Origin of the sequence: Cytobacillus mangrovibacter (genome assembly GCF_042865275.1) — a bacterium.
Taxonomy (GTDB): Bacteria; Bacillota; Bacilli; order Bacillales; family Cytobacillaceae; genus Cytobacillus; species Cytobacillus mangrovibacter.
The window spans coordinates 81,549-95,645 of record NZ_JBIACJ010000009.1 but is presented as its reverse complement, the minus strand read 5'-3'; the positions used below and the strand labels follow the sequence as shown (position 1 = coordinate 95,645).

The window sequence follows — 14,097 nt, the reverse complement described above, 5'->3', positions numbered from 1 at the left end:
CTATTAGTGCTCTGAATCCATTGGATTATATAATTTAACTTCTGGATTTTTTTCTTGAAACCATCTAAGTGCAAAATCATTTTCAAATAAAAATACTTTCTTCTCAAATCGGTCGTGAACAAGGAGACTTCGGGAACTAGATAGGTTTTCACTGACATCATCTCCCTCGACCCAGCGAACTATTTTGGAACCTATACGTTCCATATACACTTCAGTATTGTATTCATTTTTCATTCGATGTTCAAACACTTCAAATTGAAGCTGTCCGACTGCACCCAGCAATAGTTCCTCTGTCTTTACAGTCTTATAAAGCTGAATGGCTCCTTCTTGAACAAGCTGCTGAATTCCTTTATGGAAGTGCTTTTGCTTCATCACATTTTTTGCAGAAACGCGAACAAAAAGTTCAGGCGTAAACTGTGGAAGACGGTCAAATTGAAAACTGTCTTTCCCTGATGTTAGTGTATCCCCAATTTGGTAAGTACCCGGGTCATAGATACCAATAATATCACCGCTGACAGCAAGGTCGACTGTACTTCTATCATCAGCCATAAATTGTGTAGATTGAGCAAGCTTAATTTGTTTACCTGTTCTTGGAATATTTACAGTCATGCCGCGTTCAAATTGACCGGAACAGATTCTCAAGAACGCAATCCGATCTCTATGAGCAGGATTCATGTTTGCTTGAATTTTAAAAATAAATCCTGAAAAATCATCAGACAGCGGATTAATTTCTCCAGCTGTTGAATTTCTCGGCTGTGGCGGTGGTGCAAATTGTAAATAGGATTCTAAAAAGGTTTGAACCCCAAAGTTTGTTAAGGCACTTCCAAAGAAAACAGGTGTTAATTTCCCTTGAATGATTCTCTCTTTAGAGAATTCGTTTCCTGCTTCATTCAGGAGCATAATTTCTTCAAGGGTCTGCTCGTACAAGCCTGAATCCTTTAGACTATGTTCCCCTTCGATTTCACCTTCATCATTTAAAGTAACAAATCGCTGGTCTTCATCCACACGAAATTGTTCAATTCGGTTATTATAACGGTCATATATGCCAAGGAATTCTTTTCCCATCCCTATTGGCCAGTTCATCGGATAGGATTCAATGCCCATTACTTCTTCAAGTTCAGCAAGCAGCTCTAAAGGGGACCTTCCTTGTCGATCCAATTTATTGATAAAGGTAAAAATCGGTATGCCACGCATTCGACAAACTTTAAATAGCTTGAGCGTCTGCTCCTCGATCCCTTTTGCTGAGTCAATAATCATTACTGCACTATCTACAGCAGTTAAAGTTCTGTACGTATCTTCACTGAAGTCTTGGTGACCAGGTGTATCCAGAATATTTACACGTGCTCCGTTATAGTCAAACTGCATCACACTAGAGGTTACTGAGATCCCACGTTGTTTCTCGATTTCCATCCAATCACTTGTCGCATATTTGCCTGTTTTCTTTCCTTTAACCGTTCCGGCATCACGAATCGCACCACCGAATAGGAGTAATTTCTCTGTTAACGTTGTTTTACCGGCATCCGGGTGGGAGATAATCGCAAATGTCCGGCGCGCTAATACTTCTTCTTCAAATTTCTTTGCCATGTTATTTCCTCGCTGACTCTCTAATTTCATACCTTTCATTTTATCGTTCAGAAAAACAGAATGCAATCCTCCATTTACATATCGTATTTCTTTTTTTCATATTAAGAGATATTTATTTATAGATATTGGGTGAATACAAAAAGACTGAGTGTTGTCAGCACCCAGTCAAAGTATCTCTACTGCCGCATATGAAAACGGCTAGTCAATAAATATTGAGGTTTTTCAAGTAAGAAGTAACACAGGAACCGTCCCCATGTTTCTAATCATTTAAGATCTCCATATCACTAATAATTTCATCATAAGGGACGTCAATGCCGTTATAGCCCTTCACGATTTTTCCTTCTCCATTAATTAAGAAGATTTTTGTGCTATGGATAAATTGGTCTGTTCCTTCTTCTTTTTCGGCAAGTGTCTTGAAATTCTTAGCGATTGCCTTAATTTCGTCCTCTGAATAACCGGTTAGGAAATTCCATGTGGAATAGTCTGCTTCATATCGGTCTCCATATTCCTTTAGAATTTCTGACTTATCCCTCTCCGGATCAACGGAAAAAGAAATGATATTGAACTTTACCTTTTCCTCTTTAAGTTTCTTCTGGAGTTTTGCCATATTGGCTGTCATCGGCGGACAAACTGTCGTACATTGTGTGAACACAAAATTAGCTAACCATGCTTTACCTATTAAATCTTCGCGGCTCACTTCTTCATTGGCTTGGTTCACAGCACTGAAATTCTGCAGCTCCCATTCATACTCTCCTTGAAAAATTGGTTTTTCGGAGCAGCTGACAAGTAAGAGCAGACATGACATAATAATGGCATACAGTTTCACTTTATTACTTGCTTTCATATGTTTTATACCCCTTCTCCCTCACTAGTTTCTCTATTCTAGAGAAATCTAAACTTTTTTCTTGAATTTTACAGTGATAGAGAGCACATATGAAATAGACTTTCATGTCAAAATAAGTACTTTTACTTGATGTAGAAATCAATTAATGTATTCGTTACGAAATGTTAATAATATCTTTAACAATTGTCTAATGGGAGGATGAACCCTATGCCGAATACAAATGAGCATGAAAAAGGTTATAAGTTGTTTGAGTCTAAAGCTAAGAAATACGCTGACAATCCTAAAGAAACTGTCGGTTTACTCAAAAAGTCTGCGCAAAAGGCAAAAAAAAATAAAACATCCTTATCAGGGGTTTGGGAGAAATTTCAACTTCTTATGGAATTAGTCAAGTCCTGGTCAAATGGGGAATACCGTGATATTTCTAAGAAAACAATTGTTTTCATGATTGCTTCCATTTTGTACTTTGTTTCACCAATTGATGTCATACCTGATTTCTTAATTGGGATCGGCATTGTTGATGATGCGGCAGTGATTACATTTGCACTTAAACAATTATCAGGTGAACTTGATAAATTCAAAGCATGGAAACTTAAACAGCCAATTCAAGCAGAGTAAAAATGTCAGCTGACTGCATCAGCCCTTAAGAGATATAAAAAAGCAGCTTCCATTCCAAAAGAATGGAGCTGCTTATATTATTTCGCGAAGCGGTGCTTGCCAATTTCTACTGTGACCGTTTTGGATCTTAACCATGTACTGCTTGTTTGGTCAGGGTTAAAGAAGAAGACAGATCCATTTCCTTTACCTTTAAGAACTAATGCCTCCATAGCTGCCTTTTTGGAACTTTTATCAGCAGGTTCATTAATAGAGCCATTATCAACTGGTTGAAATTGTCTTTTTTCGTAGATAACCCCTTTAATTGTGTCCGGAAAGCGATCATCCTTCACACGGTTCAAAATAACTTGAGCAACAGCAACCTTTCCTTCATACGGCTCACCCTTTGCTTCCGCATGAACGAGTCTCGCTAAGAGATCCTGCTCTGATTTCGTTATCGATTTAGGCAAAATAAGCTTTTCTCCAGTGTGGACCTTTTCCGTTTTTTTATGATTAATCTTCTTTAATTCTAAAACTGAAACCCCGTGCTCCATTCCGATTTCATAAAGTGAATCTCCTTTTTCCACCGTATATATGTCAACAGAATCTAATAATTCAGCATAAGTGTAATTATCATCAGAAAGAACAAAATGGAACGAGAGCATCATGAAGCCCGCAAAAATAGCTGCAAGTTTTTTCATTATATCTCCTCCTTTTTTTGAAAAGAAAAAAGCACCCAGCTTATCATTCAATAAACAAAGATGCTACGTCATCTGGCTGTGTGCCTTTAGTGTATACATAAGCGATATACATAACCTTATCATAGAATAGTAATGACCTCTACCCACAATAATATCCATAGAAATAGAGGAAAATATTAGATTTGTACTACTTTACTTAAACATTTAGCACATTTTTCTAGTCAAATGAAACATATCTGTTATAATGGGTTAGGAATAAAAAATGCTTTAGCATAATTGAATAGGCAGAATTGTAGGGGAACCATATTGGTTGAGATTTCATCTGAAAACGATGATAACCCTTAGAACCTGATCTGGTTGATACCAGCGGAGGGAACATATTCTAAAACAAATAATGTTTAGTTTATATGCGCCCAGGTTCCTGCCTAGGGCGTTTTTTATTATGCAAAATTTCCAGATAATCTGGAGAGCATAAGTATAAATCACCAGGAGGTTCAAAAGATGAAGAAATGGCTAGCCATAATTTGCTCTACCCTATTGCTCGCTGGCTGCGGCAATAACAATGATGAAGCTAAACCTGCTAAGGACGAAGGGCAGACTAAAGATGAATTGAAGAAGGTTTCGGTTGTTCTTGATTGGACACCAAATACCAATCATACAGGCCTTTATGTTGCCAAAGATAAAGGATTCTTTGAAGAAGAAGGACTGGATGTTGAAATTATTATGCCAGGTGAAGCTGGCGCGGATCAGCTTACTGCTTCTGGCAAGGCTGACTTTGGGGTAAGTTATCAAGAAAGTATTACTCAAGCACGAGTACAAGGAGTCCCTCTTGTCTCGGTAGCTGCGGTCATTCAGCATAATACATCTGGCTTTGCTTCACCAGAAGAAAAAAAGATTCTATCACCAAAAGACTTTGCTGGGAAAACATATGGGGGATGGGGTTCACCTGTTGAGCAATCTGTCTTAGACTCCTTAATGAAAATAGAAAAGGCGAATGTTGAAGATGTATCCATCGTAAACATGGGGGATGCTGACTTTTTTACAGCGGTTAAGCGAGATATTGACTTTGCATGGATTTATTATGGTTGGACAGGCATTGAAGCTGAACTCCGCGGGGAAAAGATCAATATGGTCTATTTAACGGATTATAGTAAAAAGCTTGACTATTATACACCTGTACTTGCAACAAATGAAAAGATGATTGAGAACAATCCAGAAACTGTGAAGGCTTTTGTCAAGGCTGTCTCTAAAGGATACCAGTTCACCATCGACAATCCTCAAGAAGCAGCAGACATCTTACTAAAAGCAGCACCAGACCTTGATGAAGAGCTTGTGAAAAAAAGCCAAGAGTGGCTTGCACCTTATTACCAGGATGATGCACCTAGATGGGGTGAACAAAAACTAGAAGTATGGAAGAACTATGCTGATTGGATGTTTGAAAATAATTTACTTGATAAGGAATTAGAGGCAGAAAAAGCATTCACAAATGAATTTTTACCAGAGTGAGGAGAACAAGAAAATGGCTAATGCATTAGTTAGTATTCAAATCATACCTAAAACAAAAAATGGAGAAGATGTGATTCCATATGTGGATGAAGCGATTCGTGTGATTGAAGAATCCGGTGTTAAATATGAGGTACATCCATTAGAAACAACAATGGAAGGTGAATTGACGCATCTATTACAAATCATTGCTGAAATGAATGAGAAAATGATTGCAAAAGGAAGCCGAAATGTCATTTCTCAAGTAAAGATTCTGTATCAGCCATCAGGAATTGAAATGGATCAATTGACGGAGAAATATCGTTCATGAGGAATTATTTATTAAAAGGATGGAGACCTGCATTGGTTCTCCTCCTTTTGTTCATTATTTGGGAAATGGCTGTTTCAATGGCAGAGATTCCAAATTGGCTGCTTCCCCCGCCTTCTGAGATATTTAAAGAAGCAATAGCTGGATGGGGGAATTTCGGCCCTCACCTGCAATCAACCATTCAATTATCATTACTTGGATTTGTCATCGGATCAAGCATTGGATTAATAACTGCCATCATTCTTCATCTAATCCCGTTTGTTAGAGAATCAATCTACCCTTTATTAATTTTATCTCAGAATATCCCGATCATTGTCCTTGCTCCACTATTGGTCATTTGGTTTGGATTTGGGTTATTGCCGAAGTTGATTGTTATCACACTTATTTGCTTTTTTCCGATTACTGTTGCCGCTCTTGATGGCTTTAGACAAACGCCAAATGAGCTAAAGCATTATATGATGATGGCTGGTGCTAATCGAAGACAGCTTTTTTGGAAGCTAGAGCTTCCGTATTCTTTACCTGCATTATTTTCCGGTTTAAAAATATCTGCTACATACAGTGTAATGGGAGCAGTCATCTCAGAATGGCTTGGCGCCAAATCTGGAGTGGGTGTCTATATGACACTTGCTTCTTCATCCTTTCGAACAGATCGTGTATTTGTCGCCATTCTCTTTATTATGATTATAAGCCTATTATTATTTGCACTGATTTTACTTGCTGAACGCATACTTGTCCGTTGGAAATCAAAGGAGGCTGACAACAAGTGACTTTACTATCCATCGAGAATGTTTCTAAGCGCTTCGGGCAAAACGAGGTAATCCACAATCTAAGCTTGCAGGTGAAACAAGGAGAATTTGTATCCATCCTTGGACCGTCTGGGAGTGGAAAAAGTACGATATTTAATTTAATTGGTGGGCTGTTATCTCCTGATGAAGGAACAATCCGATTACAGAATGAAAAGATTAATGGCAAGCGCGGATCAGTCAGCTATATGCCGCAGACCCCTTCATTACTGCCATGGCGGACCATTTTGCAAAATGTCATCCTTGGTCAAGAATTACAGGGAGAAACCAATCGTGAGAGAGCTCAGGAAATGATTCAAAAGGCAGGCCTAGGGGATTATATTCATTCCTATCCCCATGAATTATCTGGAGGGATGAAGCAGAGGGTCGCATTTATTCGAGCTCTTTTAAGCCCACAGCCGATCATTCTGCTTGATGAGCCTTTTTCCGCACTTGACGAACTAACAAGGCTAGACATGCAAAAGTGGCTCTTGGATATTTGGGAGACACATCGACCAACCATACTTTTTGTCACTCATAATATTGAAGAAGCACTTTTCCTTTCTGACCGTATCTTTGTTCTTGCTAATCGGCCAGCACATGTTATTTCAGAGCTCACTGTTCCCTTTAGCAGACCAAGAAACGAAGAGCTATTACTTGAGGACCGCTTTTTAGAAAGCAAAAGAACTGTCCACTTCGCGTTAAAAGGAAGTGAGAGTAATTGAGAAAAATGATCGATTCACATATACATCTTGATCATTATAAAGATAACGAGATTCGTGACATGATCTCAAGTTCATCATTTATTCACTCTCTTATTACTGTATCGTTTAACTTGGAATCTGCCCAAAGAAACCTGACGCTCTCTGAACAATATCCGAAGGTAAAACCTGCCTTTGGTTTTCATCCGGAACAGCCTTTACCAACCGATGAGGAGCTGAAAACACTTATTGACTGGATTGAGTTCCATAAAGAAAAAGCAGTTGCCATAGGTGAAGTGGGGCTACCCTATTATTTTCGACAGGAGTCAGCAACCACCTCTTTTTCACTTCAAGGGTATATAGAATTGCTTGAGACCTTTATCATATTGGCCAAAAGATGGGATAAACCTATCGTGCTGCACGCTGTCTACGATGATGCTCCTATCGTCTGTGACCTTTTAGAAAAACATTCTGTTCAAAAAGCACATTTTCACTGGTTTAAAGGAGATAGCCTAACCGTTAATCGTATAATTAATAATGGTTATTTCATCTCTTTCACACCTGATATTGTTTATGAAAAGGAAATTCAGGAACTGGCAAAAGGTTATCCAATTGATCAAATGATGGTTGAAACAGATGGGCCATGGCCATTTGAAGGACCGTTTCAAGACCAACTCACCCATCCACATATGATGAGTGAGTCAATTGCAATGATTTCCAAGCTTAAAGAAATGCCAATACAAGATGTATATCATCATCTCCTGCATAATACAAAAAGCTTTTACTGCATTTAATTCAAAAAACCAAAAAGAAGCAGGATTTTCTCCTGCTTCTTTTCTATATTCCGTTATCTAAAACAAGCTGCGCCAACAATGATAAGAAGGATGAAAAGGACAACGATTAATGCAAAACCGCCGCCGTAGCCAGCTCCTCCTACATTTCCACAGCAACCGCCACCATAACCAAAGCCGCCGTAACCATACATATAGTTTCTCCTCCTTGCAAAATTAAATTAATTTCTTCCTATTTATTAATATCCGTAACCGCCGCCGTAACCCCAAGAAGCACCAATAATAATTAATAGGATAAACAATACTACAAGTAGAGCGAAGCCTCCACCGTAACCCACGCCTCCGCATTCATTTCCCATGTTCAAATACCTCCTTTGTTTGTTTCCATATATCCTATTCATTTACCCTAAATTGTGCGATAGACGAATGCACAATTTTAGGTGATATCCCTACATAAGAAAGAGGTCCTTATAGGAAAGGACCCCATTCTTATGGACATTATACAGATTTCCACCTTCATTTTTATTCAAAAAATGGGCTATTTTTTACTTAAATCAGAATGAATACCAGATTATTCCCCATTATTATCCACTTTCTTATTTTCCTGCAGTTCCACCGCTAACTTGTCTAAGCTTTCACGAATATTGGATTTACCTGAGAAGTTTCCTAATAGCTCTTTAACATCAATGCCTGAAGACGCTTTTAAACTTTCTTGCATAGTTGACATAAGGTTCGTCGCGTAGCTCGTTACTTTATTCGCTCCGCCGTTCTTGCTGTCACTGCCTGTATCAACAACAGTAATCTTATCAATATTGGATAAAGGACTTGCCACTTGCTTCGCATACTCAGGAAGCATTTTTAAGACCATATCCATAATTGCTGCTTGACCATACTGTTCGAATGCTTCGGCGATTTTCCGCTTCGCTTCGGCTTCAGCAAGACCTTTCAGACGGATAATATCTGCCTCAGATTCACCCTGAGCACGCTGTGAATCTGCTTTTGCTAGACCATCTGCTCTTACACGCTCAGCCTCAGCTTTCGCCTGTGCTTCGATTCGATATTTATTCGCATCTGCTTCTGCAAATTGCTTTTTCTTTTCTGCTTCAGCTGCTTGCTCAACCGCATAACGATCGGCATCTGCCTTTTTCTTCACTTCGGAATCGTATTGGCGTTCTCTTCTTAGAATTTCTTTTTCTTCAAGTTCAATTTGCTTTTGACGCTCAATAATCTTAATTTGCATTTCTTGTTCTGTTACTTCCTGCTTAGCACGAGCAGTTTCAAGATCATAGGCTTGGTCCGCACGAGCTTTTGCAATATCCTGATCCTTACGATAATCGGCCATCTTCATTTTGTTTTCTTTCTCTGCTTCAGCAATTTCTGTCGCTCTTTCAAGCTCAGCTTTTTGTGCTTCTTTATCAGCCTCCGCACGCTTTATACGTGTTTCTTTTTCTGCCTCAGCTGTGGCAATATCGGCATCTCTCTTAACTTGAGCAATTCTTGGCTTACCTAATGAATCAAGGTATCCATTTTTATCACGAACATCTTTAATGGTAAAAGAAACAATGATTAGACCCATCTTAGCAAGATCCTGTGATGCAACCCTTTGAACTTCTTGTGAGAATTTATCCCTGTTTTTGTAGATTTCTTCGACAGTCATTGAACCAAGGATTGATCTTAAATGTCCTTCAAGAACTTCTTTCGCTTCATTTTCACGATCTTCTTTTCTTTTTCCAAGAAATTGTTCTGCAGCTGTTGCAATTTCACCAATTGAACCGCCGATTTTGATAATTGCCGTTCCATCTGCCATCACTGGAACACCTTGCTCGGTATAAACCTCTGGAGTAGAAACCTCCAGTTTGCTAGATAATAGACTTAAAGGTTCAGCCTGCTGGAATACAGGAAGCACGAATGTTCCTCCACCTCTAATAATCTTTATCTTATTTCCAGATTCATCCACATGGACATTTTTGCTGCCTAGATAGCTGCCAGTTACAATTAGTGCCTCATCGGGACCTGCTGTTCTATATTTTGTAATGAAGACTCCCAATAAAGCAATTATTAAAAAAGCAACAATTCCTACTACAATCCAAATCGTAAGCATTTTCCTTCCCCCAATCTAATATTCATTCCGTGGCACAACGTATAGAACTCCATCCTTCACATCGATGACAAGAACTTTTCTACCTTCTTCGATGATTGTATTATCAAAGCTAGCAGCAGGCTTAGATATCCTTCCACTTATGCTTTCAATCAGAATTTCTCCAAATCCGTCCTTAGGTATCGGAATGATAACCGATGCAATTCTTCCTTTTAATGAATCTTCTGTGTAAACAAGTGATTCTTCCGTATTTGCCAATGGAATAAGTACAAAAACATTTAATAATGTATCTAAAATAAGTGAAGCGATTGCAGCAATAACAATAATGATAAGACTATTCATCCCTGTCAAGGATTCTAATAAATAGCCGATTGCTGACAAAAAGGTTAAAAATGCGAGTACAAGCACAGGATTAAGAAATCCTGTTGCTTCAGATAACCCTTCTACCATGTCCCCAAAAAATAAGTAAAGGATGATTAAACTGCCGGAAATAACTAATGTGTATAAATAAAGTGTTTGAATAGGTATATCAAATAACTCCATACTTCACACCCCCTTTTACGATTTTTGCTATTTCTGGCTTACTTTGTATACGAATGAAGAACTGGAAATGTTTCAAAATTCCAATAAAAAAACGCACGAAGAACAATTTGTTCCCCGTACGTCTTTGAAAACTACTTCATTTAATTAAGAAGTCCGTTATTATCTATGAATGCCAAGCGCCAACTGTGCATAGCGGGACATCTTGTCTTTTGTCCAAGGTGGACTCCAAACTACATCTACTTCCACCTTACTTATTTCTTCTATATTATCTAGGATTGCGCTTTTTACATTACTAACAATTTGGCCAGCCATCGGGCATCCCATTGAAGTCATCGTCATAACTACGTGTACATCATTCTCTTCATTTATATTTACTTCATATACTAATCCTAGATTTACTACATCTATGCCTAATTCTGGATCAATAACTAACTCAAGTTCTTCAAAAATTTTATCCTTTAGTTCGTTACTCATAGGTTTTCCTCCTAAAAATGGTGACTTCATACTTCAATTGATATTTATTATCATTATAGAAAATAAAAAAAGATAAAGTAGTGAATCACATCACACTTTATCTTTAATAAAAATCGGCTAGTTCGATTAAGTATACATTCTTGGGTAGAGGTTGATTTCCGCTCCAGGATGCTCGCTTTCCGCGGGGTGGGCGCTGAGCCTCCTCGGAGCAATCGCTCCTGCGGGGTCTCACCTGTCCCACTACTCCCGCAGGACGTTGAATAGGCTTCTTGAATGGACACCGCACGAGGAAATGCGGATGCATTTTCGAGGAGTCTCGCACCTTCCGCTCCAATCAACAACTTTTTTGTAAACTCTCCCCCATTATGCAACCAACCTATTCAAAAACTACAATCTTTTAGAAAACAGCCATTAAGTTAAACGATATCTGGTAAATTGCGATAAATATTTGGGGTTCAGTCGGCTATGCTGTGAGATGAGATAGGCCGATTGGGTTGAGTTTTCTTTTCTTAATGTATTAAGAGCCTCTATCATTCCGTCAGCCGTTTCAATTCCAATTCCGTGTCCGAAATATAACCCACTGCCTAAGAATACCGTATTTTCTCCTGTCCAAACAGGATGGGCAAAATCTGGATTATAAAAATAGACTACATCCCCTGGGATAAAGTCCCTTCCCTCTTTTGTAATAATGCTTAAATCCTGATCATAATTCCAATCCCAAACAAGAAGTCTTTGGAATAAAGTATTGAAATAACTTGTAGCAATTGAATCAAGAACTGCTTTATAAAATATGACTACAATCGCCGTTGAACATTCAAATGCATATTCTTCTCCATTATTAAAAATATCCTTTATGGCATCTGACGGCAAGACAGCCGGATCAAGTAAATATCCATACTTTGTTTTCTTCCAGATTTTCGGATTGAATTTAGAAGTATTAAATGGGGCAAATGATACTTTGCTATCATGAAGCTGTCTTGCAGCTGAGATAATATTTGCCCGTAATTGGATATCAAATAACAATTCATGAAGAGAATCGTACGAATGTATTAATGGACTGTTCTCTAATGCGAGGTAAATTTCCCGTTGCACACCTTGAAAGCGGTCAATAGGCGGTTTCTGACCATAATTAGTAATAACAATCATCTTATTCCCAACCTTCCTAAGGTTCTTCATTTACCTTATGGGGTTTGGAAGCAGAGGGTTCCAGATTTGGCCTATTTTCATTCCAAGTTGTGCCTATTTGAATTAATAGCTTTACAAAAACATACCTTAAGTGCTACCTTAATAAAATAAATTGATTTTATTAAAAGGTGAGAAAATGAATAAAGAGATTATTAAATTTATACGTGAGAGCTATAATATGACACAACGTGATTTTGCCAAAATTGTAAGTTGCAGTTTTTCGCTAATCGCCTTAGTAGAAATTGGAAAAAGACGAGTAACATCCAATTTAGAAAATAAGATTAAAGTTGCCTTTGACCTGGATGAGCAGCAGCTGCAGTCGATAGCGTCCCTAGTTTCAGAATTCAGTAAGGGGATACCACCTTTTATGTGATACCCTTCCAAGCCTCTAAACCCATCAATTACCTATACAAGTAGCTGCTCATGACCAGCTGCAGATGCTTAGGCACTATTTTTGTGATTCCACAACATTACGACCCCCTTAAGGCTAAAGGCCATCGATGAATCAGGATTCCTATAATCGGTTAAATTAATAGCGAGCAATTAGCTAATTGCTCAAATAATCGTGGTGGGAGTGATCATCATGGCAAGAAACAAACTTTTGGTACCCGGTTCTGAAAATGTATTGGAGCAAATGAAACAAGAGATTGCGGGAGAGTTTGGCGTTCAGCTTGGTGCTGACACGACCGCACGAGCAAATGGTTCTGTCGGTGGCGAAATGACCAAGCGTCTAGTAGCCATGGCCGAGGAGCAGCTTAGAAATCAACAAAGCTAATCATGATGATTTCTAGAAAAAGACCCTTTTCAGGGTCTTTTTCACTTTATTTCACCACTGCTTTTGGTCAGCTTCTACTAATAGCTTCGCAAGTATCTTCGTTCCGTAAATCAATGCTTCTTTTTGGAATGTCATTTTCGGATGATGCAATCCAGGCTGAAGACCACAGCCTAATCCAATCATTGTAGCTGATAGATTCGGATTCTTTAACGTGTAAAAATGAAAATCCTCCGCTCCAGGTGATTGACAAATAGGCTGTAGATTCCCTTCACCAAGGATTGAAGCAACTGCTTTTTCGGCAAGAGTAATTGCTGCTTGATTCTTTATGGCAGCTGGCGAATACTCCTCAACACTTACATGAATATTCGTTTCTGTCAGCTCCGCAATCTTCTGAATCGTCTTCTCCGCTTTTGTTATTAACTTTTCCATTGTTTCGTTTGTCTCAGCTCTTAAATCAAATGTAAATTTCGCTGATTCTGGAATCAAATTGGAGGCCTCTCCACCGTATAGCTCAGTTATTTTAATCGAATAGGGATGAGGGTCCTTTAACCGGATCTGCCTAATTGCCTGTACTAATATGGCAGCCGCTTCAAGTGGGTTATTCCCTTCTTCTGGTCTTGCAGCATGTGCCTGTACACCTTTAATTATTCCTTTAATACTTGCTGTCGACCCATGGATAATCACAGGAGAAGCCATTTGATAAGGAACCTCAAAACTAGGGCGCAAATGGACCCCGCCTAAGAATTTCACATTTCTTAATGCGCCTTCTTCAATCATTTTCAGTGCGCCTTCTGCTTTTTCCTCAGCAGGCTGAAAGATAAAGCGGACTGTATGTTTCAGTTGAAGTTGCGATTTAGCAAGCGCAAGAGCTGCAAATAGCACCATTGTACTGTGGGCATCATGTCCGCAGGAATGATTGGCTCTTACTATTCCATCCACTTCTTGCACTAATGCATCCATGTCTGCACGAAGGGCGATCACTTCTGACTTTTCCCCCTTAAATTCAGCCACAAGTCCATAATGATCCTTAAATGTTTGAACAGTTAAACCAGCGTCCATTAGCTTTTCTTTTATATAATTTGAGGTTTTTTCCTCATGCCAGCTTGGTTCTGCCAATTGATGCAGCTCATTAAATAAGTGAAAAATTTGTTCTCTCTGTTGCTCAATAAATGAAATAGGATCCAATCTGATAAACCTCCCTCAAAACAAAATAATCAA

At 38.7% G+C, this 14,097-nt stretch carries 18 protein-coding genes and 1 riboswitch; of the genes, 8 read left to right on the top strand and 10 right to left on the bottom strand.

All coding sequences use genetic code 11. The annotated features are described in order from the left end of the window. Window positions 1-3: 3 nt before the first annotated feature. Window positions 4-1,584 (bottom strand): peptide chain release factor 3, encoded by a 1,581-nt coding sequence (locus ACFYKT_RS16350; RefSeq protein ID WP_389221805.1) that lies wholly within the window; start codon window positions 1,582-1,584, stop codon window positions 4-6. Between the two features lie 259 nt (window positions 1,585-1,843). Further along, on the bottom strand, window positions 1,844-2,428 hold the full coding sequence (locus tag ACFYKT_RS16345) for an SCO family protein (RefSeq protein ID WP_389221803.1): 585 nt from the start codon (window positions 2,426-2,428) through the stop codon (window positions 1,844-1,846). 207 nt (window positions 2,429-2,635) lie between these two features. On the opposite strand from ACFYKT_RS16345, the gene ACFYKT_RS16340 reads away from it, so the two are divergent. Further along, a complete protein-coding gene (locus ACFYKT_RS16340; protein ID WP_389221801.1) occupies window positions 2,636-3,043 on the top strand; it encodes a YkvA family protein in 408 nt (135 codons plus the stop codon). 77 nt (window positions 3,044-3,120) lie between these two features. Here ACFYKT_RS16340 and ACFYKT_RS16335 read toward each other — a convergent pair whose 3' ends face one another. Further along, window positions 3,121-3,720: a cell wall hydrolase gene (locus tag ACFYKT_RS16335; protein WP_389221799.1), complete on the bottom strand. Its 600-nt coding sequence runs from the start codon at window positions 3,718-3,720 to the stop codon at window positions 3,121-3,123. Window positions 3,721-4,004: 284 nt separating this feature from the next. Continuing rightward, a riboswitch (TPP riboswitch) is annotated at window positions 4,005-4,112 on the top strand. Window positions 4,113-4,221: 109 nt separating this feature from the next. On the opposite strand from ACFYKT_RS16335, the gene ACFYKT_RS16330 reads away from it, so the two are divergent. From ACFYKT_RS16330 to ACFYKT_RS16310, 5 genes are read left to right on the top strand one after another with little or no spacing between them, the layout of a single operon-like run. Next, a complete protein-coding gene (locus ACFYKT_RS16330; protein ID WP_389221797.1) occupies window positions 4,222-5,226 on the top strand; it encodes an ABC transporter substrate-binding protein in 1,005 nt (334 codons plus the stop codon). Window positions 5,227-5,239: 13 nt separating this feature from the next. Beyond that, window positions 5,240-5,533 carry a thiamine-binding protein gene (locus ACFYKT_RS16325; RefSeq protein ID WP_389221795.1) on the top strand — a complete coding sequence of 98 codons (294 nt, stop codon included), beginning with the start codon at window positions 5,240-5,242 and terminating at the stop codon, window positions 5,531-5,533. Further along, window positions 5,530-6,297, top strand: a complete 768-nt coding sequence (locus ACFYKT_RS16320; RefSeq protein WP_389221793.1) for an ABC transporter permease — start codon at window positions 5,530-5,532, stop codon at window positions 6,295-6,297. Before ACFYKT_RS16325 ends, ACFYKT_RS16320 begins: the two co-directional genes overlap by 4 nt. Continuing rightward, window positions 6,294-7,037 carry an ABC transporter ATP-binding protein gene (locus tag ACFYKT_RS16315; protein WP_389221791.1) on the top strand — a complete coding sequence of 248 codons (744 nt, stop codon included), beginning with the start codon at window positions 6,294-6,296 and terminating at the stop codon, window positions 7,035-7,037. The genes ACFYKT_RS16320 and ACFYKT_RS16315 overlap by 4 nt, the downstream gene beginning before the upstream one ends. Continuing rightward, a complete protein-coding gene (locus tag ACFYKT_RS16310) occupies window positions 7,034-7,807 on the top strand; it encodes a TatD family hydrolase (RefSeq protein WP_389221789.1) in 774 nt (257 codons plus the stop codon). Before ACFYKT_RS16315 ends, ACFYKT_RS16310 begins: the two co-directional genes overlap by 4 nt. Before the next feature lie 53 nt (window positions 7,808-7,860). Here the strand turns inward: ACFYKT_RS16310 and ACFYKT_RS16305 are convergent, their stop codons facing one another. The 6 genes from ACFYKT_RS16305 to ACFYKT_RS16280 all read right to left on the bottom strand — a co-directional run bounded on the left by ACFYKT_RS16305 (window position 7,861) and on the right by ACFYKT_RS16280 (window position 12,065). Beyond that, entirely contained in the window at window positions 7,861-7,998 is a 138-nt protein-coding gene (locus ACFYKT_RS16305) for a YjcZ family sporulation protein (RefSeq protein WP_389221787.1), read from the bottom strand. A gap of 45 nt (window positions 7,999-8,043) precedes the next feature. Next, window positions 8,044-8,163: a YjcZ family sporulation protein gene (locus ACFYKT_RS16300; protein ID WP_083953865.1), complete on the bottom strand. Its 120-nt coding sequence runs from the start codon at window positions 8,161-8,163 to the stop codon at window positions 8,044-8,046. A gap of 212 nt (window positions 8,164-8,375) precedes the next feature. Continuing rightward, complete coding sequence (locus ACFYKT_RS16295; protein WP_389221785.1) at window positions 8,376-9,905, bottom strand: flotillin family protein; 1,530 nt, start codon at window positions 9,903-9,905, stop codon at window positions 8,376-8,378. Window positions 9,906-9,920: 15 nt separating this feature from the next. Further along, a complete protein-coding gene (locus tag ACFYKT_RS16290; RefSeq protein WP_389221783.1) occupies window positions 9,921-10,445 on the bottom strand; it encodes a hypothetical protein in 525 nt (174 codons plus the stop codon). 159 nt (window positions 10,446-10,604) lie between these two features. Beyond that, window positions 10,605-10,919 (bottom strand): metal-sulfur cluster assembly factor, encoded by a 315-nt coding sequence (locus ACFYKT_RS16285; RefSeq protein WP_389221781.1) that lies wholly within the window; start codon window positions 10,917-10,919, stop codon window positions 10,605-10,607. A gap of 411 nt (window positions 10,920-11,330) precedes the next feature. After that, the gene (locus ACFYKT_RS16280; RefSeq protein WP_389221779.1) at window positions 11,331-12,065 is read right to left on the bottom strand and encodes a protein-glutamine gamma-glutamyltransferase; all 735 of its coding nucleotides are present in this window, start codon (window positions 12,063-12,065) and stop codon (window positions 11,331-11,333) included. 217 nt (window positions 12,066-12,282) lie between these two features. On the opposite strand from ACFYKT_RS16280, the gene ACFYKT_RS16275 reads away from it, so the two are divergent. Together ACFYKT_RS16275 and ACFYKT_RS16270 are read left to right on the top strand one after the other, a co-directional pair. After that, window positions 12,283-12,477 carry an XRE family transcriptional regulator gene (locus ACFYKT_RS16275; RefSeq protein ID WP_389221777.1) on the top strand — a complete coding sequence of 65 codons (195 nt, stop codon included), beginning with the start codon at window positions 12,283-12,285 and terminating at the stop codon, window positions 12,475-12,477. Window positions 12,478-12,687: 210 nt separating this feature from the next. Continuing rightward, a complete protein-coding gene (locus tag ACFYKT_RS16270; RefSeq protein WP_389221775.1) occupies window positions 12,688-12,879 on the top strand; it encodes a small, acid-soluble spore protein, alpha/beta type in 192 nt (63 codons plus the stop codon). Window positions 12,880-12,930: 51 nt separating this feature from the next. Here the strand turns inward: ACFYKT_RS16270 and ACFYKT_RS16265 are convergent, their stop codons facing one another. Continuing rightward, a complete protein-coding gene (locus ACFYKT_RS16265; protein ID WP_389221773.1) occupies window positions 12,931-14,064 on the bottom strand; it encodes an amidohydrolase in 1,134 nt (377 codons plus the stop codon). Window positions 14,065-14,097 lie beyond the last annotated feature (33 nt).

Bases quoted from the DNA above. Each gene is read 5' to 3' on its own strand.
- ACFYKT_RS16350 (WP_389221805.1), bottom strand. From the start codon at position 1,584: ATGGCAAAGAAATTTGAAGAAGAAGTATTAGCGCGCCGGACATTTGCG.
- ACFYKT_RS16345 (WP_389221803.1), bottom strand. From the start codon at position 2,428: ATGAAAGCAAGTAATAAAGTGAAACTGTATGCCATTATTATGTCATGT.
- ACFYKT_RS16340 (WP_389221801.1), top strand. From the start codon at position 2,636: ATGCCGAATACAAATGAGCATGAAAAAGGTTATAAGTTGTTTGAGTCT.
- ACFYKT_RS16335 (WP_389221799.1), bottom strand. From the start codon at position 3,720: ATGAAAAAACTTGCAGCTATTTTTGCGGGCTTCATGATGCTCTCGTTC.
- ACFYKT_RS16330 (WP_389221797.1), top strand. From the start codon at position 4,222: ATGAAGAAATGGCTAGCCATAATTTGCTCTACCCTATTGCTCGCTGGC.
- ACFYKT_RS16325 (WP_389221795.1), top strand. From the start codon at position 5,240: ATGGCTAATGCATTAGTTAGTATTCAAATCATACCTAAAACAAAAAAT.
- ACFYKT_RS16320 (WP_389221793.1), top strand. From the start codon at position 5,530: ATGAGGAATTATTTATTAAAAGGATGGAGACCTGCATTGGTTCTCCTC.
- ACFYKT_RS16305 (WP_389221787.1), bottom strand. From the start codon at position 7,998: ATGTATGGTTACGGCGGCTTTGGTTATGGTGGCGGTTGCTGTGGAAAT.
- ACFYKT_RS16300 (WP_083953865.1), bottom strand. From the start codon at position 8,163: ATGGGAAATGAATGCGGAGGCGTGGGTTACGGTGGAGGCTTCGCTCTA.
- ACFYKT_RS16295 (WP_389221785.1), bottom strand. From the start codon at position 9,905: ATGCTTACGATTTGGATTGTAGTAGGAATTGTTGCTTTTTTAATAATT.
- ACFYKT_RS16290 (WP_389221783.1), bottom strand. From the start codon at position 10,445: ATGGAGTTATTTGATATACCTATTCAAACACTTTATTTATACACATTA.
- ACFYKT_RS16285 (WP_389221781.1), bottom strand. From the start codon at position 10,919: ATGAGTAACGAACTAAAGGATAAAATTTTTGAAGAACTTGAGTTAGTT.
- ACFYKT_RS16280 (WP_389221779.1), bottom strand. From the start codon at position 12,065: ATGATTGTTATTACTAATTATGGTCAGAAACCGCCTATTGACCGCTTT.
- ACFYKT_RS16275 (WP_389221777.1), top strand. From the start codon at position 12,283: ATGACACAACGTGATTTTGCCAAAATTGTAAGTTGCAGTTTTTCGCTA.
- ACFYKT_RS16270 (WP_389221775.1), top strand. From the start codon at position 12,688: ATGGCAAGAAACAAACTTTTGGTACCCGGTTCTGAAAATGTATTGGAG.